This window comes from Phenylobacterium sp., assembly GCF_030693625.1.
In the GTDB taxonomy this organism is placed as follows: domain Bacteria; phylum Pseudomonadota; class Alphaproteobacteria; order Caulobacterales; family Caulobacteraceae; genus Phenylobacterium; species Phenylobacterium ferrooxidans.
The window spans coordinates 16,588-40,295 of sequence record NZ_JAUYAF010000085.1; the positions used below are offsets into that span (position 1 = coordinate 16,588).

Sequence of the window (23,708 nt, forward strand, 5' to 3'; positions counted from 1 at the left end):
AAGCGGGCAGGGGGCGCCTGCGAAGACTCTCCTTGGCGGGCCTCGGATAGCGCGCAAAGAAAATGGGCCGGCGCGGACGCCGGCCCATTCCCGGGCGTCTGTCGGGGCGCGAGGCTCCGCCGGACTGCTAGACCTGCAGGTTGCCCGCAGACATCTTGCCGCTGCGCTTGTCGCGCTCGAGTTCGAAGGTGACCTTCTGGCCCTCGTCCAGCGAACGGAGCCCAGCGCGTTCCACGGCGGAGATGTGCACAAACACGTCCGCGCCGCCGTCATCGGGCTGAATGAAGCCGTAGCCCTTGGTGCCGTTGAACCATTTCACGGTGCCGGTAGACATAGAGATACTTCGTCCTTGGATAGATAGTTTCCCCGCCCGAAACGCTCGGATGGAGGATCAAAGATCGGGGGGATCGGAAGGCAGGTCCGGTGCGTCCGGGGGCGCGTGGAAAGTCAGCCGAACCTACGAGTTTGACCCTGGCATCTTGGTTCAAAATCGATCCCGAAGCAAGGTGGCGTCACGTTGCTGTCTAGCATCCGACGGGAGAAGCAACGCCCATTCGGCAGGCCCCAGCCTGGGCTATCTGCACATGAGGTTTCTTGCCGCCGCCCGGTCCACCGGGGGTGACGCGCCGTGATGCTCGACCAGACGGGCGTCCGGCCAAGCCCTGGTCCGCGCGGCGCCGAGGCCTTCCTCACCGGGCGTTAACCATGATTTCATAGCCAAGCCTCAGCCTGATGCTCAACAAACTCGGGCTGGGATCTCGTCATGTCTGCATTCGCACGCGCGCTCGGGCAACCGCCGGCGGACGCCGCGTCCCTCAAGGGGGATGGCGGCAAAGGCGCGCCCACCTCCCTCGTCGCCCTCACTCGTTATGGCCTGGAACGGCAGGCGAGGGGCGACTTCCAGGCGGCCGTCGAGGCTTTCCGCGCGGTGGCCGGGGCCGCGCCCCGTCAGGCCCTGGTCTGGAACAACCTGGCGCTCGCGCTCGGCGGTTTGGGAGACCACGAGCAGGCCGCCATCGCCCTGCGCAAGTCCCTGGACATTGACGCCAGCCAGGTTTCGGCCTGGGTCAGCCTGGCCGCCTCGCTGCTGCAGCTGGGCCGCCCGGACGAGGCCGAGAGCGCCTGCGACGGCGCCATCGCCCGCGACCCCGACAACGGAGACGCCTGGCAGATTCGCGCCATGGTCCTGGCCGGCCGTGACGACTTCGGCGGCGCGGCGGCGGCCTTCGCCCGCACCCTCGAGATCACTGGCGAGACCGGCGCCCTACGCGCCAACCTGGGCGTGACCCTCTTCAAGTCCGGCGCCTTCCACGAGGCGCAGCGCAACTTCGACGCCGCCATGGCCCTTGAGGCCGACGCCAACGCCGACGAGATCGTCGAGATGGCGCGCCTGTGCCGGTTCGTGGTCGCGGGCCTCGACGGCGACATGACCCGTGTCACCGCCATCAGCCGGGAGCTGACCGGCGCGGCGGAGACCGACACCCTCTTCAAGACCGCGCTGCTCTGCCTGGACTGGGCGGGGCGCAAGGGGCCCGCGGCCCTGATCGCCCAGACCTGGACCGCCCTGCGCCCCGGCAACCTGGAGGCCCGGCACATGGCCGACGCTGCGATGGGCCGCCCCGTGGAGCGGCAGCCCGCCGCCTTCGTGGCCCAGCACTTCGACGGCATGGCCGAGCAGTTCGACGAGAAGCTCGTGGGGCGCCTCGGCTACCGGGGCCCGGAGGAAATCCGCAACCTGATGGCGGCCTGGATCGACGCCGATGCCGCCCTGGACGTGCTCGACATCGGCTGTGGCACCGGACTGTGCGGTCCAGTTCTGCGCCCCTATGCGCAGCGGCTGACCGGGGTCGATCTCTCTGACGGCATGCTAGCCAAGGCCCGAGCGGGCGGCCTCTATGACGAACTGCGGTGCGCCGACTTGGTGGACACCCTCAGCCAGGCCGGCGCCCGGTGGGACATGATCGTGGCGGGCGACACCTTCCCCTATGTCGGAACCCTGGGCGGCGTCTTCGACGGCGCCGCGGCGACCTTGAAGCCGGGCGGCTGGCTGATCTTCTCTACAGAGGCGGCGGAAGGCGACGGCGTCACCCTGCGCGGCAACGGGCGTTACGCTCACGGACGGGGCTATATCGCCGACCTCGCCGCCGGCCGCTTCGACATCATCGAGCGCAGGTCCACCATGCTCCGCCGCGAGGCCGGGGTGGCGCTGGAGGGCGACTACTTCATGATGCGCAAGATCTAGCGCTTCAGGGCCGCCTTAGGCCTTGCCAGCGGCGGTCGGCTTGGGGCAGCTTCGCCGCCAGCCTTCCGCCGGAAAAGACCCAAACTTGCCCGCGACCTCTGCGATCGATCCGCTGACCGAGTTGATGCCGAGGATCGCCGCGGGCGACCGCGCGGCCCTGCGACAACTTTACCAGGCCACCTCGGCGAAGCTATTCGGCGTCTGCCTTCGTATCCTCTCCAACAGAGATGAAAGCGAAGACGTGCTGCAAGAGGTCTACATCACGATTTGGCGTCGCGCCGACCGCTTCGAAGCGGGCCGGGCCAGCGTCATGACGTGGATCTCCACCATCGCCCGCAACCGCGCCATCGACCGCCTGCGCGCCCGTGGGCCCCTGGCCTATGCCGAGCAGGTGGAAGAGCTGGAGATCGACGACGGCCTGCCCCACGCCGACGCTCTGCTGGAGGCCGCCCAGGATGGCGAGGCCCTGGGCCGGTGCCTGTCGGAACTGGACGAGCGCACCGAGAAGGTGATCCGCACCGCCTTCTTCGAGGGCGTCACCTACGAGGCCCTGGCTGCCCGGATGGAGGCCCCGCTGGGCACGGTGAAGAGCTGGATCCGCCGGGGCCTGGCCAAGCTCAAGGGGTGCCTTGAGTCATGAGTGAGCCCCTGACCCCCGACCTGCCCGAGGATGAGGCCTTCGCCGCCGAGCATGCTCTGGGCGTGCTGAACGCCGGTGAGCGCGCCGCCGCGGAACTGCGCATGGCCCGGGAACCGGCCTTCGCCGCCCATGTCGAGGCCTGGCAGGCGCGACTTGCACCCATGCTGGCCGCTGTGGCGCCCGTGGAGCCGCCCGCCAGCCTCTGGCCCCGTATCGAGCGCGGCCTTCCGGCCAATGACAACGAAGGCCGCGGCGTGAGGTTCTGGCGTGGCTGGGCCATGGGCGGCATGGGGCTGGCCGCCGCCAGTTTGGCCGCCGTCGTGGTGCTGGCCACCCGGCCGCCCGAGATTATCGCGCCGCCGACGCCAGGCGAACTGCTGAACGCCCGTCTCGACACCAGCGGCGGCCAGCACCTGTTCGTCGCCGCCTACGATCCGGTGCGCCAGAAGCTGATCGTCACCTCGCTGGTGGCGCCGGGGACCGACCCGATCCACGTCCACGAACTGTGGCTGATCCCCGCCGACGGCAAGCCGCGCTCGCTGGGCCTCATCGCGCCAGGGACCTCCAAGAGCCTGCCGATGCCGGAGGGCTTGCCGGCGCTCACCACCGAGGGCGCGTCCATCGCCGTCTCCGTCGAACCGCTGGGAGGCTCGAAAGAGAACGGACCGTCAGGGCCGGTGGCCGCGATCGGCAAGCTCGCCCGGATTTAATCTTCGAGTCCCTGCGTCCGGATAAGTTTCCGGACCGTATTCATGTCATCGCCGTCTAGTGGCGACCTGAATTCAAGGGACCGGAACATGAAGATCAACACTATCGTCGCGCTTGCGACCGGCGTCGCCATCTCGTTTGCTGGCGTTACCATGGCCTCTGCTCGGGCCATGGACCAGAAAACTGTGATGGTCGGTGGCGCCGCCATGTATCCTTCAAAGAATATTGTAGAGAACGCAGTCAATTCGAAGGATCACACCACCCTGGTCGCCGCCGTGAAGGCCGCAGGTCTGGTGGAGACCCTGTCGGGATCTGGCCCCTTCACGGTGTTCGCGCCCACCAACGCCGCGTTCGCCAAGCTGCCGGCCGGAACCGTGGAGAGCCTGGTGAAGCCTGAGAGCAAGGCCGCCCTCACCGACATCCTGACCTATCACGTGGTCCCGGGCCGCCTGACCGCGATGGATCTCACCGCCCAGATCAAGGCTGGTGGCGGCAAGGCCATGCTGAAGACCGTGCAGGGTGGAGACCTGACCGTCTCCGCCATGGGTGACATGGTGATGCTCACCGACGCCAAGGGCGGCATGTCTCACGTCACCATCGCCAATGTCATGCAGTCCAACGGCGTGATCCACGTCGTCGACACGGTCCTGATGCCGTAACGCTCGCGGGGCCGGCGAAAGCCGGCCCAAGTCGGGCCGTTGCTGTGGCTCAGGCCGCGGCCCGCGTCGCCGCGAAGAGCGTGTTGAGGTCCGGGCCGGAGATTTCGCCGTCGGTGAAGGCGACGCTGCCGGAGTCCCGCAGCAGTTCGGCCGAGCGCCTCACAAAGCCCAGGGCCGCGCGCGCCAGGGACCCGCCGACGCTGATCCGCCGCACGCCGGCCGCCAGCAGTTCGTGAGCGTTGCCTGACGATCCGCCGAGACCCAGGACCAGATTCACCGGGCCCGCGATTTCCCGCACCAGGGTTCGGGCCGTCGGCAGGTCGGTCACGCCCGGTAGGAAGACGCAGTCCGCCCCCGCCTCAAGGTACAGGTTGGCGCGGCGGATGGAGGCGGCGAGCGGGTCGCCTTCGCCCACCAGCCAGGCGTCGGTGCGGGCGTTGATCACCAGGTCGGCGCCGTGCGCCATCAGCGCCTGCCGTGCGCCGGCGATCCGTTCGGCGGCCAAGGTGGGTTCGTAGAGCTGTTCCTGCGCGGTGGGCTTGTCCTCAATGTTGCAGCCGGCCAGGCCGACCTCGACAGCCTGAAGCACGCAGTTGGCGACATCTTCCGGGGCATCCCCATAGCCGGCCTCCAGGTCGCCGCTCACCGGCAGGGCGACGGCCTGCACAATCTGTGAGCATCGCCCGAACATCTCCTCGCGGCTGACAGCGAGGCGCGGGTCGCTGACCCGGTAGTCCTGCTTGCCCAGGGAGAAGGCGATCCCGGCGCTGGTGGTCCCGATGGCTGGAAACCCCGCCGCCGCCAGGATCAGGGCGCTGCCGGCGTCCCAGGCGTTGGGCATAATGAAGCCGGAGGTGTGCAGGTTTCTGAAGGAATGGGCCGCCTGCTGTTGTCGGGTCATGAGAGCCTCTTTGATGGAGCGGGCGTCTGGCGTAGCTGGACAGGGGGCATCCGCCAAATGCATATAACTGGTCGGTATAATCAGGAATTTGCATGGATACTGAGGCGCTGCGCACCTTCGTCATGATCGCGCGGACCGGCGGGTTTTCCGGGGCGGCCGAGCGGATGGGGCGGTCGCAGCCGGCGATCAGCCGGCGGATCGCGCTGTTGGAGGCGGAGCTCGGCATGCCGGTGTTCGAGCGCCTGCCGGGCGGCGTGGCCCTCAGCCAGGCGGGCGAGGCTCTGTTGCCCCATGCCGAGCGGGTGCTGGCCGCGCTGGAGGACGCCTCGAGCGCCATGCGAGTGCTGCAGGTCGGCGAGGGCGGGCCGATATCGGTGGCCGTGGTGGGCACCCTGGCCGGCGCCGATCTCGCCCAGGCCCTGAAGCGGTTCGCCGAGCAATTCCCGAACGTGGCCCTGACCCTGCGCACCGCCACCAGCGTCCAGGTCAGCGACCTGGTGCGGCGCGGCGAGGCGACGCTGGGCCTGCGCTACTTCGAGGACCCGTCACCCGACCTGGAGAACCGGGCCTGCGCGTCCGAGGCCCTGGTTGTGGTCTGCGCGCCCGAGCACCCGCTGGCGCAGCAGAAGGTCGCCAGCCTGCGCGATCTGAAAGACGAGCCCTGGCTCGGCTTCCCGCCACCGGAGGGCCGGGACGAGCGGTGGTCGGGGATGCTGTCAGCCCAGTTCCTGATCCGAGGTGTGGCGGAGGTCCCGTTCACAGCCGTGGACAGCCTGACGGCGCAGAAGCGCCTGGTGGAGGCGGGTTTCGGACTGGCGCTCATGCCGGTCAGCGCCGTGGCCGAGGAACGCGCCGCGGGAAGCCTGGCCGCTATCGCGGTCGTCGACCTGGCGGTCTCCAATCCTGTCAGCCTGATCACCCGCAAGGGCGGCTATGTCAGCCCCGCGGCCCAGGCCCTGATCGAGGCTCTGACCGCCTAGGCCTTCCGAGCGTCCATCAGGCCCGCGAACCGTTCGAACAGGTAGAGGCTGTCGGTCGGGCCCGGCGAAGCCTCGGGGTGGTGCTGCACCGAGAAGACCGGGCGGCCTTCCAGCTGCAGGCCGGCGTTGGTGCCGTCGAAGAGCGAGACGTGGCTCTCCTTCACCGGGGCCGGCAGGCTGTCGCGGTCGACGGTGAAGCCGTGGTTCATGGAGACGATCTCCACCTTGCCGGTGGTGAGGTCCTTTACCGGATGGTTCGCGCCATGGTGGCCCTGTTCCATCTTCACGGTCTGGGCGCCGAGGGCGAGCGCCATCATCTGGTGGCCCAGGCAGATGCCGAACACCGGGGTGCCGCTGTCCACCAGCTTGCGAATCTCCGGCACGGCGTAGACGCCGGTGGCCGCGGGGTCGCCGGGGCCGTTGGAGAGCAGGACGCCGTCCGGCTTGCGAGCCAGCACCTCCTCGGCGGTGGTGGAGGCGGGCACCACGGTGACCCGGGCGCCGATGGAGACCAGCGAGCGCAGGATGTTGCGCTTCACACCGTAATCCATGACCACGACGTCGTACTTCGGCGTCTCGGCGGCCTTGGCGTACCCCTCGGGCCAGGAATAGAGCCCTTCCTCATAGACGAAGGGCTGGAGGCAGGAGGCGTCCTTGGCCAGGTCCAGGCCCTCGATGCCACCCCACTCGCGGGCCTTGGCGCGCAGGGCGTCGAGGTCGAACTTGCCGTCAGGCGCGTTGGCGATGACGCCGTTGGGCATACCCTTCTCGCGGATCGCCAGGGTCAGGGCCCGAGTGTCGATGCCGGCCAGGCCGACAACCCCGCGCCGCTTCATCCAGCCGTCCAGGTCGCTGTCGGCGCGCCAGTTGGCCGGGGCGGTCGGCACGTCGCGGAAGATCGCGCCGCGCGCCGCGGTTTCGGCGCTGCCCGACATCTGCTCGATGTCTTCGACGTTGGTTCCGACATTGCCCATGTGCGGGAAGGTGAAGGCCACGATCTGGGCCATGTAGGAAGGGTCCGTCAGGATTTCCTGGTAGCCGGTCATGGCGGTGTTGAAGCAGACTTCGCCCACCACGTCGCCAGCCGCGCCGACCCCGATACCCTGGAAGACAGTCCCATCGGCGAGGACGAGAACCCCGGTGACGCCAGGCAGCAGCTCGCTCATGTTCCGGGTTTCCATCATCTTGTCGCAAGGGGTGGGCGTCCCCGGCTCATAGCATGTGCGCCGGGTAAACGGGCGCGTAGGTAGTCAGTCCCGCCCCACGGGTCAATCTGATCCTCCAGCGCAGGTTCGGAGGTCTGGCGGAAAACGAGGGAAGCTTGTCATTTCCGCCGCGCGGCGCAGGTGGCAGCATGACGCCACACTTCAGGAGGCCTCGATGCTCGCCCTGCGTCCCAACTGCGAATGCTGTGACCGTGACCTGCCCGCCGACAGCGCCGAGGCCCGCATCTGCACTTTCGAATGCACCTTCTGCGCCGACTGTGTGGACAACCGGCTCGGCGGCGCCTGTCCCAACTGTGGCGGGAACTTCAGTCCGCGCCCGATCCGGCCGGCGGCGTTGCTGCTGAAGTATCCGGCGTCGGCCGAGCGGGTGGTGGGCAAGCACGCGGGGTGCGGAGCCTGACCGTGTCCTCGCAGAGGTCACCGCCAGGCCGCGCTCTTGGCCCGCCGGTGGAACAGGGTGGCTTGGGCGCGCCGGGCGGGCTAACTCCCCGGCATGCCCCGCACCAAGCAACCTTCCGAGTTTGAGATCGACGTCGATGGGGAGACCTATGTCTGGCGGTTCCACCGCCGGCCTCAGTGGTCTGGCCCCGCCGCGGAATGGCGCGGCAAGGTGGTGGCGGTGCGCCACAGGGACGGCCAGCGCGAGGCCATGCTGGAATTTCCGCCGGGCCCACCGCCCCGGCACGGGGCCCCGCAGCCGCAGGCCTCGTTGATCGCGCCGGAACTGGTGGCCAAGGCCATCGCCTCGGCGATCGCGGCGGGATGGGATCCGCAGTCGCGCGGGAAGACCGTCGCCATCGTGGTGGATGCAGACGGCGGCTGAGGCGCAACTTCAGCGCCCTTCGCGCCGCCTAGTCCAGCACCCCCGAGATCGCCTCGAACAGCTCCTCGGCCCGCAGGGGCTTGCCGATGTGGCGGTCCGCGCCTGCGGCGGCCGAGGCCTCAACGTCGGTGGTCGAGGTGTTGGCGCTGATGACGATGATGGGCGCCCGCGGCAGGCCGGCGCCCTCGGCCCGGCGGATGGCGCGGATGGCTTCCAGCCCGTCCATGACGGGCATGCGCAGGTCCATGAGCACCACGTCAAAGGTCCCGGCGCGCCAGGCGTCCACGGCCTCCTGACCGTTCTCGACGCTGATCACCTCGGCCCCGGCGGCGGCCAGCATCAACTCCACCACCTTGCGGTTGGTGGGATTGTCGTCGGCGGCCAGCACGCGGAGAGGTGGCACGTCGGAGGGCGCGACGACGCCCGCCGGGGCGGCATCAGCGGCGCGCGCCCGGTCCCCGTAGTCGAGGAGCCCGTTGACCAGGCCGTCCAGGTCCTGGGCCGATGTCATCATCTCGGCCAGAAGCCCCCGCTGGTCCTCGGTAAGGTCGGTGGCCGACAGGGCCCTGCCCAGGCCCAGCACGCCGTTCAGCGGGGTGCGCAGTTCATGGCTCATGTCGGCCACGAATTCTGTCTTGGCGCGGCTGGCGGCCTCGGCCCGGTGCAGGGCGTCCTCCAGGGCCTCGGCCTGCTGCTTCATGGCGGTGATGTCGACCCGCAGGCCGATGACCCCGCCGTCCGAAGTCCGCCGCTCCTCGATCATCAGCCAGCGGCCGTCGGCCAGCCTCTGCTCGTGCCGTTCGCCCGACGGGTTGGTGAGCTTGTCGAGGCGCGCAGCCAGCCACGCCTCCTCGCGGCCGATGGCGTCAGGATAGTCGCCGCGCGCCACGCCGGTCATCAGGGTGTCCGACAGCTTCGCCCCGGGCCGGAACAGGTCGGCGGAGCGGTGATACATCTCCGCATAGCGCTTGTTCCAGAGGATGTAGCGGCCTTCGGCGTCCAGGAAGACGACGCCCTCCGGCAACAGGTCGATGGCTTCGCGCAGGCGGTCCCGGGCGGTGGCGGCGTCAGCCTCGGCGGCGGCCACCGCATGGTGGCCCAGCCTGCGGCTCAGGCCGCGAAGCCGCCGTCCGATCCAGCCGGAAATTCCAGCCACTGCCATGTAAACGCCCCGGGGGAGGAATCGATAAATGAACAGCGATCAGGTCAGCGGAAATTGGTTGCGAAAGTGCGACCTTCGCCATCCCTGGTCGCAGCAGCCCGGAGGCGCCCGCCGGATAGGCAGACAACTGCGAGCGGCGCCTGAACCCTGACCGCCTTTCACTCCCGGGCCCAGGTGAGGTATCAGGCGCCATGTCGATCACCACCCCCGCTGTCACCACCGTCGGCCTCGATGCCGATGACACCCTCTGGCACAACGAGACCCTTTTCCGCCTGACCCACGACCGGTTCGGCGCCCTGCTGGCCGACGTCGCCGATCCGGAGTTGATCGAGCAGCGGCTGGCCGAGGTGGAGCGGCGCAATCTGCGGCTCTACGGCTATGGGGTGAAGGGCTTCACCCTCTCGATGATCGAGACCGCCATGGAGCTCTGCGGGGGCGAGGCGCCGTCCTCGGTGATCCGCGAGATTCTGGCCGCCGGTCGCGAGATGCTGAACGAGCCGGTGGAGCCCCTGCCTGGTGTCGAGCGCTGCCTGGCCGAGCTGTCTGAGCGATACCGCTTGGTGCTGATCACCAAGGGCGACCTGCTGCATCAGGAGCAGAAGCTGGCCGCCTCCGGCCTGGGCGACCTGTTCGCCGCCGTGGAGATCGTCAGCGAGAAGGACGCCGGCACCTATGCCCGCGTCTTCGCCCGCCACGGCACCGGCGTGGCGCAGGCGGTCATGTGCGGCAACTCCATGCGCTCGGATATCCTGCCGGCCCTGGAGGCGGGCGCCTACGCCGCCCACGTGCCCTATCCCCTGACCTGGGCGCACGAGCTGGCCGACGCGCCGGCTGGCCATGACCGCTTCGTGGAGCTGGCCTCCATCAAGGACCTGCCGGCCTGGATCGCGAAAGTCGTTTAGGCGGATGTCACAGCCGCCCGGTCTCGCCCGTCCTTGGGGTGTTGATCGGGAGGGTTTCGATGACACGCATCATCGCCGTGGTTCTGGCCGTGATCCTGGGCGCCAACGCGCTGTTCCAACTGGCTGCGCCGCTCGCCTGGTATGACGCCGTGCCGGGCGTCCCCAGCACCGGCGCCTTCAATCCACACTTCGTCCGCGACATCGGGGCGGCCTATCTGGTGACGGCGATGGGCCTGGCCTGGTTCGCCTGGCGGCCTGTCCAGGGCTGGCCAGCCCTGGTCGCCGGCGCGGCGTTCCTCACCCTGCACAGCGCCATCCACCTGTTCGACGCCAGCTGCTCGGCCAGCCCCCTGGCCGATCTGATCCGCGACTTCCCCGGGGTCTTCCTGCCAACCTTGGCGGCCGCCGGGATCGCCATCGTTCACAAGCCTGAGGAGATTTGAATGCTGCGCGCCCTGCTGAAAAGCCAGATCGACAAGATGGAGCGCACCTGGGGCTATGACGCCGCCTACATGCGGGTCGTCCTGCGCGCCTCGCCCATGAGCTTCCTGAAGTTCGGCTTCGTCAGCCAGATGGTGGACCGCAAGGCCGCGCCTCCCGAGGCCCTGGCCGCCGCCGGCATCGTCGGGACCCTGGCCGAGGACTGCGGCCCCTGCACCCAGATCTCTGTGGACATGGCCGCCGCCGGGGGCGTCAAGCCCGCCATCCTGCGCGCCATATTGGCCGGCGACGAGGCGGCCATGGGCGAGACCACCGCGCTTGCCTGGCGCTTCGCCAAGGCCAGTCTTACCCGCGACATGGAAGCCGCCGATCCCTTGCGAGGCGACATCCTTCGGCGCTGGGGCGAGACGGGGCTGGTCGCCATCGGGCTCGCCCTGACGACGGCGCGGATGTATCCCACCCTGAAGTACGCCCTCGGCCACGGCCGCGCCTGCTCCCGCGTCACGGTGGCGGGCGAGGCCACGCCGGTCATGCACCTCCTGGCGGCCTGATGACCGACACCGACGCCTTCGAAGCCCAGCGCCCCCGGCTGACCCGCCTGGCCTACCGCATGCTGGGCTCGGTGGCGGAGGCGCAGGACGCCGTGCAGGACGCCTGGCTGCGCTGGAGGCGCGCCGGTGATGACATCGCCGACCCCGCCGCCTGGCTGGTGCGCACCACCACCCGTCTCTGCATCGACCGCATGCGGGCGGCCAAGAGCCAGCGCGACGCCTATCGCGGCCCCTGGCTGCCCGAGCCGCTGATCGAGGACCTGGCGACTGACCCGGTGGAGCGGGCGGAGGATGTGTCAGTGGCCTTTCTCCTGGCCCTGGAGCGATTGTCGCCCCTGGAGCGCGCGGTCTTCCTGCTGCACGACGTCTTCGAGGAGGACTATGCGGAGGTCGCCGAGACGCTCGGAAAGAGCGAGCCCGCCGTGCGCCAGCTCGCCACCCGCGCCCGGGCCCATGTGAAGGAGACCCGGCCCCGTTTCACCGTCAGCCAGGAGGACGCGGCCAAACTGGCGGCCGCTTTCATGGTGGCCGCGGCGCAGGGCGACATGAGCGCCCTGTCGGCGATGCTGGCGCAGGACGCGGTCATGGTCACCGACGGCGGCGGCAAGCGGAAAGCCGCCCTGCGCCCCCTGATTGGCCGCGAGGACATCGTACGCCTGATGGAAGGCCTGGCCTGGCGCGGCGCCGACGGTCAGCCGCTCAGCTTCCGGTCGGTGCGGATCAACGGCTATCCCGGCCTGATCATGGTCCGCGAGGACGGCCCGATGACCGTCGCCTTCCAGCCAGGGGAGGGCGGTAAGCTGGCGGGCATCTACATGGTCCGCAATCCTGACAAGTTGGGGCACGTCGGCTGAGACAGACTGTCGGATTGGTCGCCGGCCTCGTATGATGGCGCGTGCGCTTCGACGAACGCTTCCTCGACGAGATCAAGTCCCGCCTTCGCCCGTCCGATGTCATCGGCAAGACGGTGAAGCTGCGGAAGCAGGGGCGTGAGTATGTCGGCCTGTCGCCCTTCACCAAGGAGAAGACGCCCTCCTTCTACGTCAACGACGACAAGGGGCAGTTCTTCGACTTCTCGTCCGGCAAGACCGGCGACCTGATCAGCTTCCTGCAGGAGACAGAGCGGCTGACCTTCGTGGAGGCCGTCGAGCGGCTGGCCGCCGAGGCCGGCGTGCCGCTGCCCGCCGTCGATCCCCGCGCCGCCGAGCAGGAGAAGGTCCGCCAGAGCTTGTCGGACTGGCTGGAGCTGGCGGCGCAGTGGTTCGAGGCCGAGCTTCGCCGGCCGGTGGGCAAGGCGGCGCGTGACTACCTGGAGCGCCGGGGGCTTCCCGAGAGCGAGTGGGCCCGCTTTCGCCTGGGCTTTTCCCCCGCTGGCCGCACCGCCCTGAAGGACTACCTGATCGCCAAGGGCGCCCATCCGGGCGAACTGGTGGAAACCGGCATGCTGATCGCCCCCGAGGACGGCGGGGCGCCCTATGACCGCTTCCGCGACCGCATCATCTTCCCCATCACCGATGCGCGGGGCCGCGTCGTCTCCTTCGGCGGCCGGGCCATGGATCCGCAGGCGCGGGCCAAGTACCTGAACGGGCCGGAGACCTCGCTCTTCCACAAGGGCCACCTGCTCTACGGCCTGGCCGAGAGCCGCAAGATCCTGGCCGCCGCGCCCTCGGGCGAGACCCCGCCTCTGGCGGTGGTGGAGGGCTATATGGACGCCATCGCCTGCCAGCGCGCGGGGATCGCCGCCGTGGCGCCCATGGGTACGGCCCTGACCGAAGAGCAGATGGAGCTGCTGTGGCGTCATCACGCCGAGCCGACCCTCTGTTTCGACGGTGACAGGGCGGGCGTCCAGGCGGTCAGCAGGGCCATCGACCGGGCCCTGCCGATCCTCAAGCCCGGGAAGAGCTTCCAGTTCGCGGTGGTGGAAGGCGGCAAGGACCCCGACGAGGTGCTGCGCGAGCAGGGGCCCGCCGCCCTGCGCACTCAACTGGCCGACACCATTCCCTTCGTCGACGCCCTGTTCGCCCGCGAGCGCGACCTGGAGAACCTGGACACGCCGGAGCGCAAGGCCGGCTTCAAGGGGCGCCTGCGGCAGATCGCGGCCACCATCGCCGACAAGGACCTGCAGCAGGCCTATCGCGAGGAATTGCTGCGACGGTTCGACGCGGCCTTCGGCCGCCAGCCGCAGCCGGCGTTCCAGCCGCAGCAGGCCCGACGCCCCTACACGCGCGGCAAGTTCTGGAAGCCCGAGGACGAAATGTTGCGTCCGCAATCGGCCCTGGCCGAGACGCGAACCATGGTGGCGCAAAGCTCCCGGCTGGATCCGATCCTCGCGGCGCTCGCCCAATACGCCATCAACGACCCGGCGATTCTGGACGACCATCTGGAGGAGTCCTTCACCGCCCAGGGATTCGGCGATCCGGCCCTTTCGCAATTGGCGAAGGAAATCATCCGCCTGCGGTTGGACGCCGAACATCTTGACTCTGCCACCCTGACACGCCATCTCGCATCCTGCGGGTTTAACGCGCTACTGACAGACATCGACCGGGCCGCATCGCAAGCGGGCGCGCCCTTCATGAAATCGGATGTCTCCCTCGAAGCCGCTAGATCGCAGTGGTCGCAGGCCTTCGCCCGCCTTTCCAGGCTGGCGGCGCTCGACGAGGCTATCGGATCCGCCAAGGGCAACCTTCGCGGTCGCTCCGATATGGAGGTCCTCGAGCGCCTGAAGGGTGAACGCGACGCACTGAAACGCGCGATCAGAGAATGGAACGATTAGGGCGGATGACGGGTCGTATTTAGGTGCGATCCAGTTTTGACCGCCATTCACCATCTTCGGCCCGACCCTTGCAGGGGGTTTGCGGCTGAATCGGAGACCTAGATGAGCACGACCACGGCTGAAGCTGAACCGACTGAAACCACTGGCGGCGACGGGCCCCTGCTCGACCTGACCGATGCCGGCGTCAAGAAGTTCATCAAGCAGGCCAAGGCCCGCGGCTACGTCACCATGGACGAGCTGAACAAGGTGCTGCCGAGCGAGGAAGTCACCTCCGAGGCCATCGAAGACACCCTGGCCATGCTGTCGGAGATGGGCGTCAACGTCGTCGAGGCCGAGGAAGACGCCGAGGGCGGCGAGGTCGCGGTCCGCGAGGAGACCGCGGTCGTTGAGACCCCGAAGGAAGCCGCCTACGACCGCACCGACGACCCCGTGCGCATGTATCTGCGCGAGATGGGCTCGGTGGAGCTGCTGTCGCGCGAGGGCGAAATCGCCATCGCCAAGCGGATCGAAGCCGGCCGCGACACCATGATCCGCGGCCTGTGCGAAAGCGCGCTCACCTTCGAAGCCATCATGGTTTGGCGCGAGGAGCTGGGCACCGGCCGCATCCTGCTGCGCGAGGTCATCGACCTCGACCTGACCTATAACGGCATCAACGCCGCCGCCGCCGCCGAGGCCCTGGCCAACGCGCCGCCTGAGGAAGAAGAGGCCGAAGAGGCCGAGGCCGAGGTCACCGCCGACGGCGAGGCCGTGGCCAAGGGCGAGAGCGACGACGACGACGACTTCGATGATGGCGCCGGTCCCACGATCAGCGCCATGGAAGGCGAGCTGCGCGAAGGGGTTATGGTGACCCTGGACGCCATCGCCTCGGAATTCGACGCCTTCCGCGCCCTGCAGGAGAAGCTGGTCGGCAAGCGCCTTAAGGGCGAAGACCTCTCCGACGCCGATCGCAAGGCCTATGAGACCGCCAGCCTGGCCATCGTTCAGCACCTGAAGACGCTGAAGCTGAACAACAACCGCATCGAGGCCCTGGTCGAGCAGCTCTACGCGATCAACAAGCGCCTCATGGGTCTGGAAGGCCGCCTGCTCCGCCTGGCCGACAGCTACGGCATCAGCCGCAACGAGTTCCTGAAGGCCTATTTCGGCTCCGAGCTGAACCCGGCCTGGGGCGATCAGGTCAAGCCGCTCGGCGTGCGCTGGACCAAGTTCGTCGAGAATGACGCCAGCCAGATCGGCGACATCCGTCACGAGATCGCCGCGCTCGCCACCGAAACCGGCGTGCCGATCGACGACTACCGCCGCATCGTCCAGACCGTGCAGAAGGGCGAGCGCGAGGCCCGGCAGGCCAAGAAGGAAATGGTCGAGGCCAACCTGCGCCTGGTGATCTCGATCGCCAAGAAGTACACCAACCGCGGCCTGCAATTCCTTGATCTCATTCAGGAAGGCAATATCGGCCTGATGAAGGCGGTCGATAAGTTCGAGTACCGCCGGGGCTACAAGTTCTCCACCTACGCCACCTGGTGGATCCGTCAGGCGATCACCCGTTCCATCGCCGACCAGGCCCGCACGATCCGCATCCCGGTCCACATGATCGAGACGATCAACAAGATCGTCCGCACCAGCCGCCAGATGCTGCACGAGATCGGCCGCGAGCCGACCCCGGAGGAACTGGCCGAGAAGCTGGCCATGCCGCTGGAAAAGGTCCGCAAGGTCCTGAAGATCGCCAAGGAGCCGATCAGCCTGGAAACCCCGATCGGGGACGAGGAAGACAGCCACCTGGGCGATTTCATCGAGGACAAGAACGCCATCCTGCCCATCGACGCGGCCATCCAGTCCAACCTGCGGGAAACCACCACCCGCGTGCTGGCCTCGCTGACGCCTCGCGAGGAACGCGTCCTGCGGATGCGTTTCGGCATCGGCATGAACACCGACCACACGCTTGAGGAAGTGGGCCAGCAGTTCAGCGTGACCCGCGAACGCATCCGTCAGATCGAGGCCAAGGCGCTGCGCAAGCTGAAGCACCCGAGCCGCTCGCGGAAGCTGCGCAGCTTCCTCGACAGCTGACGATCAGCGCCGTCGGCCTGCGAATGACGCCGGCCGACGGCCCTGGTCGGTCGGAGGAAGTCCGAGAACGCCTAGCGCCAGCCGTAGTTGAAGCTGATGGAGATCCGCTCGCGCTTGGCGGCGTTGGGCGGGACCTCGTGGCGCAACCAGCTTTCCCAGAGGATCAGGCTTCCCGGCTCGGGCCGCAGATAGACGAAGGTCCTGGCGCTCTCCTCGGCGTCCGCCAGTCGGGGCGGGGCGGCCATCATCAGCGGCAGGCGCGGGTCCTCCAGCTTGAGCGCGCTCGCCCCCTTGGGGGTGGCGACATAGACGGTGCCCGACAGCACGCTGTGGGGGTGGATGTGGCTGGAGTGGGCCGCGCCGGGCCGCAGGATATTGACCCATAGGCTGTCCAGCTTCAGGCGGCCGCCGCGCAGGTCCATCTGAAGGTCGGCGGCGAAGGCCTTGGCGTGGCGATCGAGTTTGGTCTTGAGCTCGCCGAACACGCTGGCCCGCTGCGGCAGGTCGTCCAGTGAGGCGTAGGAGGTGTAGCCGCCATAGGCGTTGGTTCTGCACCAAGCCTGCCCGGCCATGTCCTCGTCGGCCAGCATGCGGCAGGCGTCTTCGAGCTCGGCGTTGAAGCCCTCGAACCCCTTCTCGGCGGCGAGGGAGGCTTCGTAGACCTGGGTGACGAAGAGCGGACGCGTTGGCATGCGTCCGCGCTAATGGGCCTAGGCCAGGATGTCCAGCAGGCTGTCGGTCATCTCGCCCGCGGTCCCGATCACCGCCAGGTTGGCGCTGAACTCGTGCCTGGCGGTGATCTGCTCGACGGCCTCGTGGGCGTAGTCCACGTTGGAGGCCGGATCGCCCATGCGGACCGTCCGCTGGGCGGAGGCTTCGAAGCGTTGGCTGGCGGCGAACAGGCCGTACTGCGCCGTGGCGATGGGGTTCATGGTCAGGCCCTCCGTGAACCTGACCCTGAACCCCCGCGGTAAAGGCTTCGCCAGCGAAGATGGTGAACGGGTCAGGCGTAGGCGTATTTCGGGCTCCAGGCGGTGACGCCCTCCGGGATCATGTCGAACAGGTGGTAGGTGATGCAGAAGTCGTCGCCCGGGCCGAGTTCGGCGTCGGAGACGCGCACGATCTGCTCGCCGCGCTTCTGGAACACCGAGACGCCGGGATGCCAGCCGCCGTTCTCGCCGCGATAGCCCATGTCCTGCGTGAAGCTGGTCCCCACATGGCTGACCATCGGGAAGCGCCAGCTCCGGCCGGCGGCGAAGTCACGCTGGACGGCCGGGGTGTTGGGGGTGGAGAGCACGAAGGCCGCGCGGCTGGCCAGGTGGTCATAGACCCCGTTGAAGCCGTCAGCCCACATGGTGCAGCTGGTGCAGCCGGTCCCCATGTTGTGGATCACGAAGAGGTCGCTCTTGTCGCCAAACAGCTGCGACAGCGTGACCGGCCCATCCAGGGTCTGGAAGACGTACTCCTCCACCGGCTGCGGTTCGACCGCCTGCTGAACCTCGCGCATCTGCTGGCGCAGGGCGGCGATCTGGGCGCGGTGGCCGGTCAGGGTGTCCTTGGCTTGGGCGTAGTTCATCACCGGTCATCCTTCTTGGATTGGGTGCGCTCGTCGTCGAGGCGCAGGAGGTGTTGGGCCAGGGTTTCGAAGCCGGCCTGCCAGTACTTGGCGTAGCGGTTCATCCAGACCGCGGCGTCGTGCAGGGGCGCGGCGTCCAGGGTGCAACGGCTGATGCGGCCGCTGCGGGCCTGATGGACGAGGCCCGCCCGGACCAGGACCTGGATGTGGCGGGAGACCGCCTGGAGCGAGATGTCGAAGGGCGCCGCCAGTTCGGAGACCAGCAGGGCGCCCTCGTCCAGACGCTCCAGGATGGCGCGGCGGACCGGGTCCGACAGGGCGAAGAAGACCGCGTCGAGGGCGTCTTCTGGCGCCACATGAAGAGGTATAGGGGCCGGGGTCATGGCCGAAGAATAATCAACACATGTGTTGAGAGTCAATTGATCTGTTGATTGTTTATCCGCCGGAAACCCGCCACCTTTGTGGCGTGTCATGTTCCCGAATTCCTGGAGAAATTTCGTGATGCGTATTTCGATGATCGCGGGCCTGGCTTTCGCCGCCTGCGCCGGCGCGGCGCTGGCCGAGCCGATGAGCAATCCGCCGAGCGAGCGGACAATCTGCCTGGATGTGGGCGGCCAGAGCCTGCCGGCGGTGTGCAAGGTCCCCGCCAGCCGCCTGGATAAGCGCGAGGACTTCTGCCTGTGCAACGAAGGCGTGAAGGTCACCGCCCCGGTCTGCGGTCCGGGGGAGCGGGCGCCGGCCGAGAACATCGCCTACGAGAAGGCGCGCAAGGCCGCCACCCGCGACGGCAGCCTGATCGGCGACCTCTATGAAGGCCGCGCGATGTGCGTCGCCGCCCGGGACCCGCTCAGCGGCTTCTAGAGCGGGCTACTTTCCGAGCGCGCCGTAGACCAGCTTCTGGAACACCGGCAAGGCCACCCGGCCGCCCATGCGTTGGCCGGTGGCCAGCTGGCTGGCGGCCTCGGGCCCCAGCGGCATGGAGTTCTGGATCAGGTAGAGCATGACCATGTCTTCGGTCGGGTCGGCCTGCCACCAGGTTCCGAAGGCGCCGGGCCAGCCGAAGGCGCCCTTGGAGCCCGCGCCCATCCAGGCCTGCTTCTCGGGGTCGGTGATCACCGAGACGCCGAGGCCGAAGCCCTGGCCCATCCAGAAGGGGATGCCCATGAAGGGGATCTCGCGCTGGGCGTCGGTGAGCTGGTTGGTGGTCATCAGGTCGAAGGTGGCGGGGCTGATCAGGCGCACGCCGTCGAGCTCGCCCTTGTTCAGCATCAGGCGCGCGAAGGTCAGGTAGTCGTCGGCCGTCGAGATCAGGCCGCCGCCGCCGCCGCAGAAGGCCGGGGGCGCGTCCTCGTGGATGAAGGAGACATCCTGCAGTTTGTCGGTCTCGGGATTGACCCGGTAGAGGTGGGCCATCCGGTCGCGCTTCTCCGGCGGACACCAGAAGTCGGTGTCGGTCATGCCGAGGGGCTGGAAAATCCGCTCCATGAGGAACTCGCGGAAGCCCATCCCGGCGATGCGGCCCACCAGGAAGCCCAGCACGTCGGTGGCGTGGCTGTAGTGGAAGCGGTCGCCCGGCGGGTAGGAGAGCGGCAGTTCGGCGAGCCGCGCCATCCAGATGTCCGGCGCGTGGGGATTGCCGATCGGCGACCCCAGCGCCTTTTCATAGGCGTGGGCGATGGGGCCTACAGAGGTGAAGCCATAGGCCAGGCCCGAGCGGTGGGTCATCAGGTCGTCGATGGTGATCTCGCGCGGCGCGTCATAGACCTGATCCACCGGCCCGGTCGGGTCCTTCAGGACCTTCATGTTGGCAAACTCGGGCGCCCACTTGGTAATGGGGTCGTCGAGCTTCACCTTGCCCTCTTCCATCAGCATCAGCAGGGCCACCGAGGTGATCGGCTTGGTCATCGAGGCGATGCGGAACAGGGTGTCGCGGGTCATCGGCTTGCCGGACGCGATGTCGCGCAGGCCGATGGTGTTGACCTGGGCGACCTCGCCCTTGCGCCACAGCAGGGTGACAAAGCCCGACAGGTCGCCCGCGTCCACCACGCCCTGCAGGTTGGGGGCGATCTGGGCGAGGCCCGCCGTGTTGAAGCCGCCCAAGGATTGATCGCCGTCCATACTGATTTCCACCCTGTTGGCGCGGGCTGCACGGCCGCGCGGTCACGAGCTGATTGCGACGGGTGACGCAGGCGCCGTCAAGCAAAAGGCGAGGGGCCTTGCGTCTGATGCGGGCCTTCGCGCGTAGAGGTCTGGAACCTCAGCCGACGGGACGACCGCCCATGACCCATCCTCTCCGGCTCGGCCTGGCGGCCGCGACCGCGGCCCTGACCGCGGCCTGTTCGCCCCTGACCCTGTTCTCCACCTTCACGCCCAAGGATCCCGCCACCCGCGCCGATATGGGGACCGCCTACGGCCCGCTCTCGCGCCAGAGGCTGGACGTCTACGCGCCGCGCAAGGCCGAGGCGGCCGCGCCGGTGGCGGTGTTCTTCTACGGTGGGTCCTGGGATTCCGGACGCCGGCAGGACTATCGCTGGGTGGGCCAGGCCCTGGCGGCCCAGGGCTACCTGACCGTCGTGCCGGACTATCGGATCTATCCCGAGGTGACCTATCCCAGCTTCCTGGAGGATGGCGCGGCGGCTGTGCGCTGGGCGAGGGACCACGCCAAGGACCTGGGCGGCGACCCCAGCCGCATCGTCCTGGTGGGCCATTCGGCCGGCGCCTACAACGCGGTGATGCTGGGGTTCGATACGCGCTATCTGAGGGCCCAGGGCGTCGACCCGAAATCCATACGGGCGGTGGCGGGTCTGTCAGGCCCCTACGACTTCATCCCCATCGACGGGCCGATCACCCGCCGCACCTTCGGCGGCGCGGCCGACCTCGCCGCGACCCAGCCGGGGCAGTACGCCAGCCGGTCCAGTCCGGCCGCCTTCCTGGCCACCGGAGACGCCGACCGCACGGTCTATCCCCGCAACACCAGGAAGCTCGCCGCCGCCATCCGCGCGGCGGGCGGACAGGTGGAGGAAAAGCACTATGCGGGCGTCGATCACGCCGGATCGGTGCTGTCGCTGTCGGTGCCGTTCCGCAACAAGGCGCCGATCCTGGCCGACCTGACCGCCTTCCTGGACGGCGCGGCCAGATAACGCCGGTTGACAGCCTGGGGCCGCCCCGCCAAAGCGTGACCATGGCCTGCGCCCCGACCCATGCTCAGCAACAGCAACACCGTCCTTCGGCGGTGCGGGTGCGCGCGATCTGTTCGGGATAGGCCCCGAACTCCTCGAATGAGCCCCCAACCCCGCCCGGCCGGCGGGGTTTTTCTTTGCCCGCCGGGCTTTCCCCTCAAGGAGACCCTGATGACCAAGTTCTACCTGTCCGAAGACGCCGTCGCGCGCATCGCCGATGGCATAATCGAACGATCCCTGCCCAAGGCGGAATGGACCCACGCGGCCCATTTCGCCGCCTGCCTGTGGCTGCTGAGAGATCGGCCTGTAGCCCGTGTCGTGGCCGACATGCCCGGGTTGATCTGCGCCTACAATGAGGCCACCGGCGTCGAGAATACTGACGCCGCGGGCTATCATCACACCATCACGCTCGCCTCGATCGGCGCGGCGACCGCGTTCCTGGGACGCTACCCCGAGCATCACCCGCTGCACGAGGTGGTGGACGACCTGATGGTGTCGCCGCTGGGGAACCCCGGCTGGCTGATGGCCTACTGGACCGGGACGCGCCTGTTCTCCGTCGAGGCGCGGCGCGGGTGGCTCGAGCCCGACATCCGGGCGTTTCCCCATGGGGTCGGTTGATGGGCTCGGCTGTTTCGGCCACGGTCGGCGCCATGTCGCGGCCCGTGCAGATCGTCATCCTCAACGGCAGCGGCAGCGCCGGGAAGAGTTCGACGGCCCGGGCGCTGCAGGAGATCTGCGCCCGGCCGTTCCTGCATGTCGCCATGGACGCCTTCCTCGACATGCTGCCCGAGGCGATGTTCGGCCACGCCGACGGGATGATCTTCGAGACCCTGGAGGCGGACGGCAAGCCGTCGGTGGCGATCCGCACCGGGCCGGTGATGGAGGCCGCCATGCGCGGCATGCGCCAGGCCATCGCGGCGATGGCTAGGCAGGGAAACCAGCTGATCGTCGATGACGTGATCCTCGATCCCGCCGACGAGGCCGACTATCGCGCCCTGCTGTCGCGGTTCGAGGTCCGCTTCGTGGGGCTGTTCGCGCCGCTGGAGGCGCTGGAGGCCCGCGAACGGGCGCGCGGCGACCGGCAGATAGGCCTGGCCCGCTGGCAATACGACCGCGTGCACCAGGGCCGGGCCTACGACCTGGAGATCGACACCTCGGCGACGACCCCGGCGCAGAACGCGGTGCTGATCCGCGACGCGTTCGGGCTTTGATAGGCTGGTCCTTCTCCCCTTGCGGGAGAAGGTGTCAGCGTAGCTGACGGATGAGGGGTCGCGCTGCGCTGCCAGGACAAGAACTACCGTCATCCCGGCTCTCCGCTTCGGTATGGCCGGGATGACGGTGTGGGTTTGCTTGAAAGGCATATCGACCCCTCATCCGACCCTGCTCCGCAGGGCCACCTTCTCCCGCAAGGGGAGAAGGACTCGCTAGGTGGCCGCGACGCCAGCGTTCAGCCTTGGAAAGACCGCCTCCGGGACGGGCACGCTCAGGAACGGGCAGAGTTTGTCCCAGCCGTCGCCGGCGGTGATGTCCATTTCCAGCAGGTCGTCGGGCCGGTCCGCGAAATAGCGGCGAACATCGGCGTGGTGGCGGTGGAAGGACGCCGTCAGGATCGCTGTGTCGTAACCCACTGTCTCGTAGATCGCCATGCGTCGAGCGATGCGGTCGTGCTGGCCGGCGATGGGGCGTGGGTCAGCGGTGTGGGCATGGAGCATCGAGGCCAGCCAGGCGTCGAGCGGTCGGGTCATCAGCACGAACTTCGAGCCGGGGAAGATGTAGTCCAGGTACTTGTAGTGCAGGACGACGCCGTTCTCGCTGCCGCCTCGCAGGGTGCGCAGCTGCTCGAACCCGGGGCTCTGGGCGACCGGGTCATAGCCTAGCAGGGTCAGGGCCTCGCAGAACGAGGTGTTGCCCGTCCGCACCAGGCCTACGCCCCAGCAGCGGGGCGGAAGGTCGTCGTCCCGCGTCACTGACAAGCCTGCCCCGCGCGTTTGCGGTCATAGGCGGCCACCAGGCTCTGATAGGGGGGCAGGAAGGTGTGCAGCTTCACCGCCTTGCCGTCCGTCGAGGTTCCGGCCACCCCGGAGCGGATCTCGAAGTGCATGTGGATGGTGGTGGGGGTGCCGCCGAAGTCGTTGGAGGCCTTGCCCAGGTTGTCGCCGGCCTTGACCACGGCGCCTTCCTTCACGGCCAGCTGGTTCATCCGCATGTGCAGGTAGCGATAGACGCGGTGCGGCGGCGCCGAGCCGGTCAGGGTGACGGTGTAGGTCCCCATGTCGGTGATGATCCCGTCCTCGGCGGCCACCACCCAGTGCTTGTCCTTCTTGCAGGTGGCCGGGCGGATGTCCTGGCCCTGGTGGCCCTTGCCGGTGGCGCAGAGGGGGCTCGCATGGCCGCGGCTCTCACAGAAGTTGTCGCGCCACGGCAGGCTGTAGTTGCTGGCGTCGCACTGGCTGGGCTTGTCCTTCGGGCCCATGCCGCCCCCGGCCCCATAGACCTGGGAGTTGGCGAAGGCGTCGTCGGCGAAGGGGAAGCAGAGCTGGGGCGACCAGGCGGTGCGGTCGAGATAGCCGGAGCCGGACTTCGGCAGCAGGTCTCCGGCCGCAAAGTGGCCGAAGCTGCCGGCGGACGGGACGTCGGGGGTCTTCACCGGATCGACGGGGGCCTCGGCCTGGGCCTCGTCGGGGAGTTGCTCGGCGCCGCCGTCGCCGACCGGTTCATCGGGCTCGGCCGTGGCGCCGTCGGGCAGGGGGCCTCCCGGCAGGATGTCGCCCGCCGTGGTGTGCGTCGGCGCGGAGGATGGCGTTCCAAACCAGCCGGAATTGTATCCCACCAGGGCCAGGACCGCGAGAATGATGAGGATCAGGAAGATCAGAGGGGCGCGCAT

The 23,708-nt window shown here is 68.5% G+C and carries 28 protein-coding genes; 17 read left to right on the forward strand and 11 right to left on the reverse strand.

All coding sequences use genetic code 11. The annotated features are described in order from the left end of the window. Nucleotides 1-127: 127 nt before the first annotated feature. Nucleotides 128-334, reverse strand: a complete 207-nt coding sequence (locus Q8N10_RS19690) for a cold-shock protein (RefSeq protein WP_293497834.1) — start codon at nucleotides 332-334, stop codon at nucleotides 128-130. A gap of 429 nt (nucleotides 335-763) precedes the next feature. Here Q8N10_RS19690 and Q8N10_RS19695 point away from each other — a divergent pair, with 429 nt between their 5' ends. The 4 genes from Q8N10_RS19695 (at nucleotide 764) to Q8N10_RS19710 (ending at nucleotide 4,249) form a co-directional block, all read left to right on the forward strand. Then, nucleotides 764-2,242: a methyltransferase domain-containing protein gene (locus Q8N10_RS19695; protein ID WP_304778435.1), complete on the forward strand. Its 1,479-nt coding sequence runs from the start codon at nucleotides 764-766 to the stop codon at nucleotides 2,240-2,242. 85 nt (nucleotides 2,243-2,327) lie between these two features. Continuing rightward, complete coding sequence (locus Q8N10_RS19700; RefSeq protein WP_304778430.1) at nucleotides 2,328-2,882, forward strand: sigma-70 family RNA polymerase sigma factor; 555 nt, start codon at nucleotides 2,328-2,330, stop codon at nucleotides 2,880-2,882. After that, entirely contained in the window at nucleotides 2,879-3,592 is a 714-nt protein-coding gene (locus Q8N10_RS19705; protein ID WP_304778427.1) for an anti-sigma factor domain-containing protein, read from the forward strand. The genes Q8N10_RS19700 and Q8N10_RS19705 overlap by 4 nt, the downstream gene beginning before the upstream one ends. An 87-nt stretch (nucleotides 3,593-3,679) precedes the next feature. Continuing rightward, complete coding sequence (locus Q8N10_RS19710; RefSeq protein WP_370690199.1) at nucleotides 3,680-4,249, forward strand: fasciclin domain-containing protein; 570 nt, start codon at nucleotides 3,680-3,682, stop codon at nucleotides 4,247-4,249. A gap of 49 nt (nucleotides 4,250-4,298) precedes the next feature. Here Q8N10_RS19710 and Q8N10_RS19715 read toward each other — a convergent pair whose 3' ends face one another. After that, nucleotides 4,299-5,150: an isocitrate lyase/phosphoenolpyruvate mutase family protein gene (locus Q8N10_RS19715; RefSeq protein ID WP_304778425.1), complete on the reverse strand. Its 852-nt coding sequence runs from the start codon at nucleotides 5,148-5,150 to the stop codon at nucleotides 4,299-4,301. A gap of 92 nt (nucleotides 5,151-5,242) precedes the next feature. Here Q8N10_RS19715 and Q8N10_RS19720 point away from each other — a divergent pair, with 92 nt between their 5' ends. After that, nucleotides 5,243-6,130, forward strand: a complete 888-nt coding sequence (locus Q8N10_RS19720) for a LysR family transcriptional regulator (RefSeq protein WP_304778423.1) — start codon at nucleotides 5,243-5,245, stop codon at nucleotides 6,128-6,130. Here the strand turns inward: Q8N10_RS19720 and carA are convergent. Beyond that, entirely contained in the window at nucleotides 6,127-7,296 is a 1,170-nt protein-coding gene (gene carA, locus Q8N10_RS19725) for a glutamine-hydrolyzing carbamoyl-phosphate synthase small subunit (RefSeq protein WP_304778420.1), read from the reverse strand. The two genes, Q8N10_RS19720 and carA, sit on opposite strands and share 4 nt — an antisense overlap. A gap of 214 nt (nucleotides 7,297-7,510) precedes the next feature. On the opposite strand from carA, the gene Q8N10_RS19730 reads away from it, so the two are divergent. Both Q8N10_RS19730 and Q8N10_RS19735 read left to right on the forward strand, forming a co-directional pair. Next, nucleotides 7,511-7,756: a DUF1272 domain-containing protein gene (locus tag Q8N10_RS19730; RefSeq protein ID WP_304778418.1), complete on the forward strand. Its 246-nt coding sequence runs from the start codon at nucleotides 7,511-7,513 to the stop codon at nucleotides 7,754-7,756. A gap of 93 nt (nucleotides 7,757-7,849) precedes the next feature. Continuing rightward, nucleotides 7,850-8,179: a hypothetical protein gene (locus Q8N10_RS19735; RefSeq protein ID WP_304778415.1), complete on the forward strand. Its 330-nt coding sequence runs from the start codon at nucleotides 7,850-7,852 to the stop codon at nucleotides 8,177-8,179. Nucleotides 8,180-8,207: 28 nt separating this feature from the next. On the opposite strand, the gene Q8N10_RS19740 is transcribed toward Q8N10_RS19735, so the two are convergent. After that, a complete protein-coding gene (locus tag Q8N10_RS19740; protein WP_304778413.1) occupies nucleotides 8,208-9,341 on the reverse strand; it encodes a response regulator in 1,134 nt (377 codons plus the stop codon). A 191-nt stretch (nucleotides 9,342-9,532) separates the two neighbouring features. On the opposite strand from Q8N10_RS19740, the gene Q8N10_RS19745 reads away from it, so the two are divergent. The 6 genes from Q8N10_RS19745 to rpoD all read left to right on the forward strand — a co-directional run bounded on the left by Q8N10_RS19745 (nucleotide 9,533) and on the right by rpoD (nucleotide 16,069). Further along, nucleotides 9,533-10,243, forward strand: coding sequence for an HAD family hydrolase (locus Q8N10_RS19745; protein WP_304778410.1), 711 nt, complete (start codon nucleotides 9,533-9,535; stop codon nucleotides 10,241-10,243). A gap of 59 nt (nucleotides 10,244-10,302) precedes the next feature. Beyond that, nucleotides 10,303-10,686: a hypothetical protein gene (locus tag Q8N10_RS19750; protein ID WP_304778407.1), complete on the forward strand. Its 384-nt coding sequence runs from the start codon at nucleotides 10,303-10,305 to the stop codon at nucleotides 10,684-10,686. After that, the gene (locus Q8N10_RS19755) at nucleotides 10,687-11,235 is read left to right on the forward strand and encodes a hypothetical protein (protein ID WP_304778404.1); all 549 of its coding nucleotides are present in this window, start codon (nucleotides 10,687-10,689) and stop codon (nucleotides 11,233-11,235) included. It abuts the gene before it with no gap. After that, on the forward strand, nucleotides 11,235-12,089 hold the full coding sequence (gene sigJ / locus Q8N10_RS19760) for an RNA polymerase sigma factor SigJ (RefSeq protein WP_304778401.1): 855 nt from the start codon (nucleotides 11,235-11,237) through the stop codon (nucleotides 12,087-12,089). Before Q8N10_RS19755 ends, sigJ begins: the two co-directional genes overlap by 1 nt. A gap of 41 nt (nucleotides 12,090-12,130) precedes the next feature. Next, a complete protein-coding gene (gene dnaG / locus Q8N10_RS19765; RefSeq protein WP_304778399.1) occupies nucleotides 12,131-14,008 on the forward strand; it encodes a DNA primase in 1,878 nt (625 codons plus the stop codon). 102 nt (nucleotides 14,009-14,110) lie between these two features. Continuing rightward, nucleotides 14,111-16,069, forward strand: coding sequence for an RNA polymerase sigma factor RpoD (gene rpoD / locus Q8N10_RS19770; RefSeq protein WP_305663982.1), 1,959 nt, complete (start codon nucleotides 14,111-14,113; stop codon nucleotides 16,067-16,069). Between the two features lie 71 nt (nucleotides 16,070-16,140). Here rpoD and Q8N10_RS19775 read toward each other — a convergent pair whose 3' ends face one another. The 4 genes from Q8N10_RS19775 to Q8N10_RS19790 form a co-directional block, all read right to left on the reverse strand. Then, a complete protein-coding gene (locus Q8N10_RS19775) occupies nucleotides 16,141-16,761 on the reverse strand; it encodes a TIGR02466 family protein (protein WP_304774866.1) in 621 nt (206 codons plus the stop codon). Nucleotides 16,762-16,779: 18 nt separating this feature from the next. Next, nucleotides 16,780-17,001, reverse strand: a complete 222-nt coding sequence (locus Q8N10_RS19780) for a flagellar basal body rod C-terminal domain-containing protein (protein ID WP_304774868.1) — start codon at nucleotides 16,999-17,001, stop codon at nucleotides 16,780-16,782. Between the two features lie 71 nt (nucleotides 17,002-17,072). Next, nucleotides 17,073-17,645, reverse strand: a complete 573-nt coding sequence (locus Q8N10_RS19785) for a DUF899 family protein (protein ID WP_304774871.1) — start codon at nucleotides 17,643-17,645, stop codon at nucleotides 17,073-17,075. Then, nucleotides 17,645-18,028 carry a helix-turn-helix transcriptional regulator gene (locus tag Q8N10_RS19790; protein WP_304774874.1) on the reverse strand — a complete coding sequence of 128 codons (384 nt, stop codon included), beginning with the start codon at nucleotides 18,026-18,028 and terminating at the stop codon, nucleotides 17,645-17,647. Before Q8N10_RS19790 ends, Q8N10_RS19785 begins: the two co-directional genes overlap by 1 nt. Nucleotides 18,029-18,146: 118 nt before the next feature. Between Q8N10_RS19790 and Q8N10_RS19795 the strand changes: the two genes are divergently transcribed. Beyond that, a complete protein-coding gene (locus tag Q8N10_RS19795) occupies nucleotides 18,147-18,506 on the forward strand; it encodes a hypothetical protein (protein ID WP_304774876.1) in 360 nt (119 codons plus the stop codon). A 6-nt stretch (nucleotides 18,507-18,512) separates the two neighbouring features. Here the strand turns inward: Q8N10_RS19795 and Q8N10_RS19800 are convergent, their stop codons facing one another. Further along, entirely contained in the window at nucleotides 18,513-19,763 is a 1,251-nt protein-coding gene (locus tag Q8N10_RS19800; protein ID WP_304774878.1) for a serine hydrolase, read from the reverse strand. A 161-nt stretch (nucleotides 19,764-19,924) separates the two neighbouring features. Here Q8N10_RS19800 and Q8N10_RS19805 point away from each other — a divergent pair, with 161 nt between their 5' ends. From Q8N10_RS19805 to Q8N10_RS19815, 3 genes are all read left to right on the forward strand, one after another. Then, entirely contained in the window at nucleotides 19,925-20,785 is an 861-nt protein-coding gene (locus Q8N10_RS19805; RefSeq protein WP_304774880.1) for an alpha/beta hydrolase, read from the forward strand. 210 nt (nucleotides 20,786-20,995) lie between these two features. Then, nucleotides 20,996-21,442 carry a hypothetical protein gene (locus Q8N10_RS19810; protein WP_304774882.1) on the forward strand — a complete coding sequence of 149 codons (447 nt, stop codon included), beginning with the start codon at nucleotides 20,996-20,998 and terminating at the stop codon, nucleotides 21,440-21,442. Next, entirely contained in the window at nucleotides 21,442-22,035 is a 594-nt protein-coding gene (locus Q8N10_RS19815) for a chloramphenicol phosphotransferase CPT family protein (protein ID WP_304774883.1), read from the forward strand. Before Q8N10_RS19810 ends, Q8N10_RS19815 begins: the two co-directional genes overlap by 1 nt. 213 nt (nucleotides 22,036-22,248) lie before the next feature. On the opposite strand, the gene Q8N10_RS19820 is transcribed toward Q8N10_RS19815, so the two are convergent. Then, the gene (locus Q8N10_RS19820; protein WP_304774885.1) at nucleotides 22,249-22,791 is read right to left on the reverse strand and encodes a sulfotransferase family protein; all 543 of its coding nucleotides are present in this window, start codon (nucleotides 22,789-22,791) and stop codon (nucleotides 22,249-22,251) included. After that, a complete protein-coding gene (locus Q8N10_RS19825) occupies nucleotides 22,788-23,708 on the reverse strand; it encodes a M23 family metallopeptidase (protein ID WP_304774887.1) in 921 nt (306 codons plus the stop codon). Before Q8N10_RS19825 ends, Q8N10_RS19820 begins: the two co-directional genes overlap by 4 nt.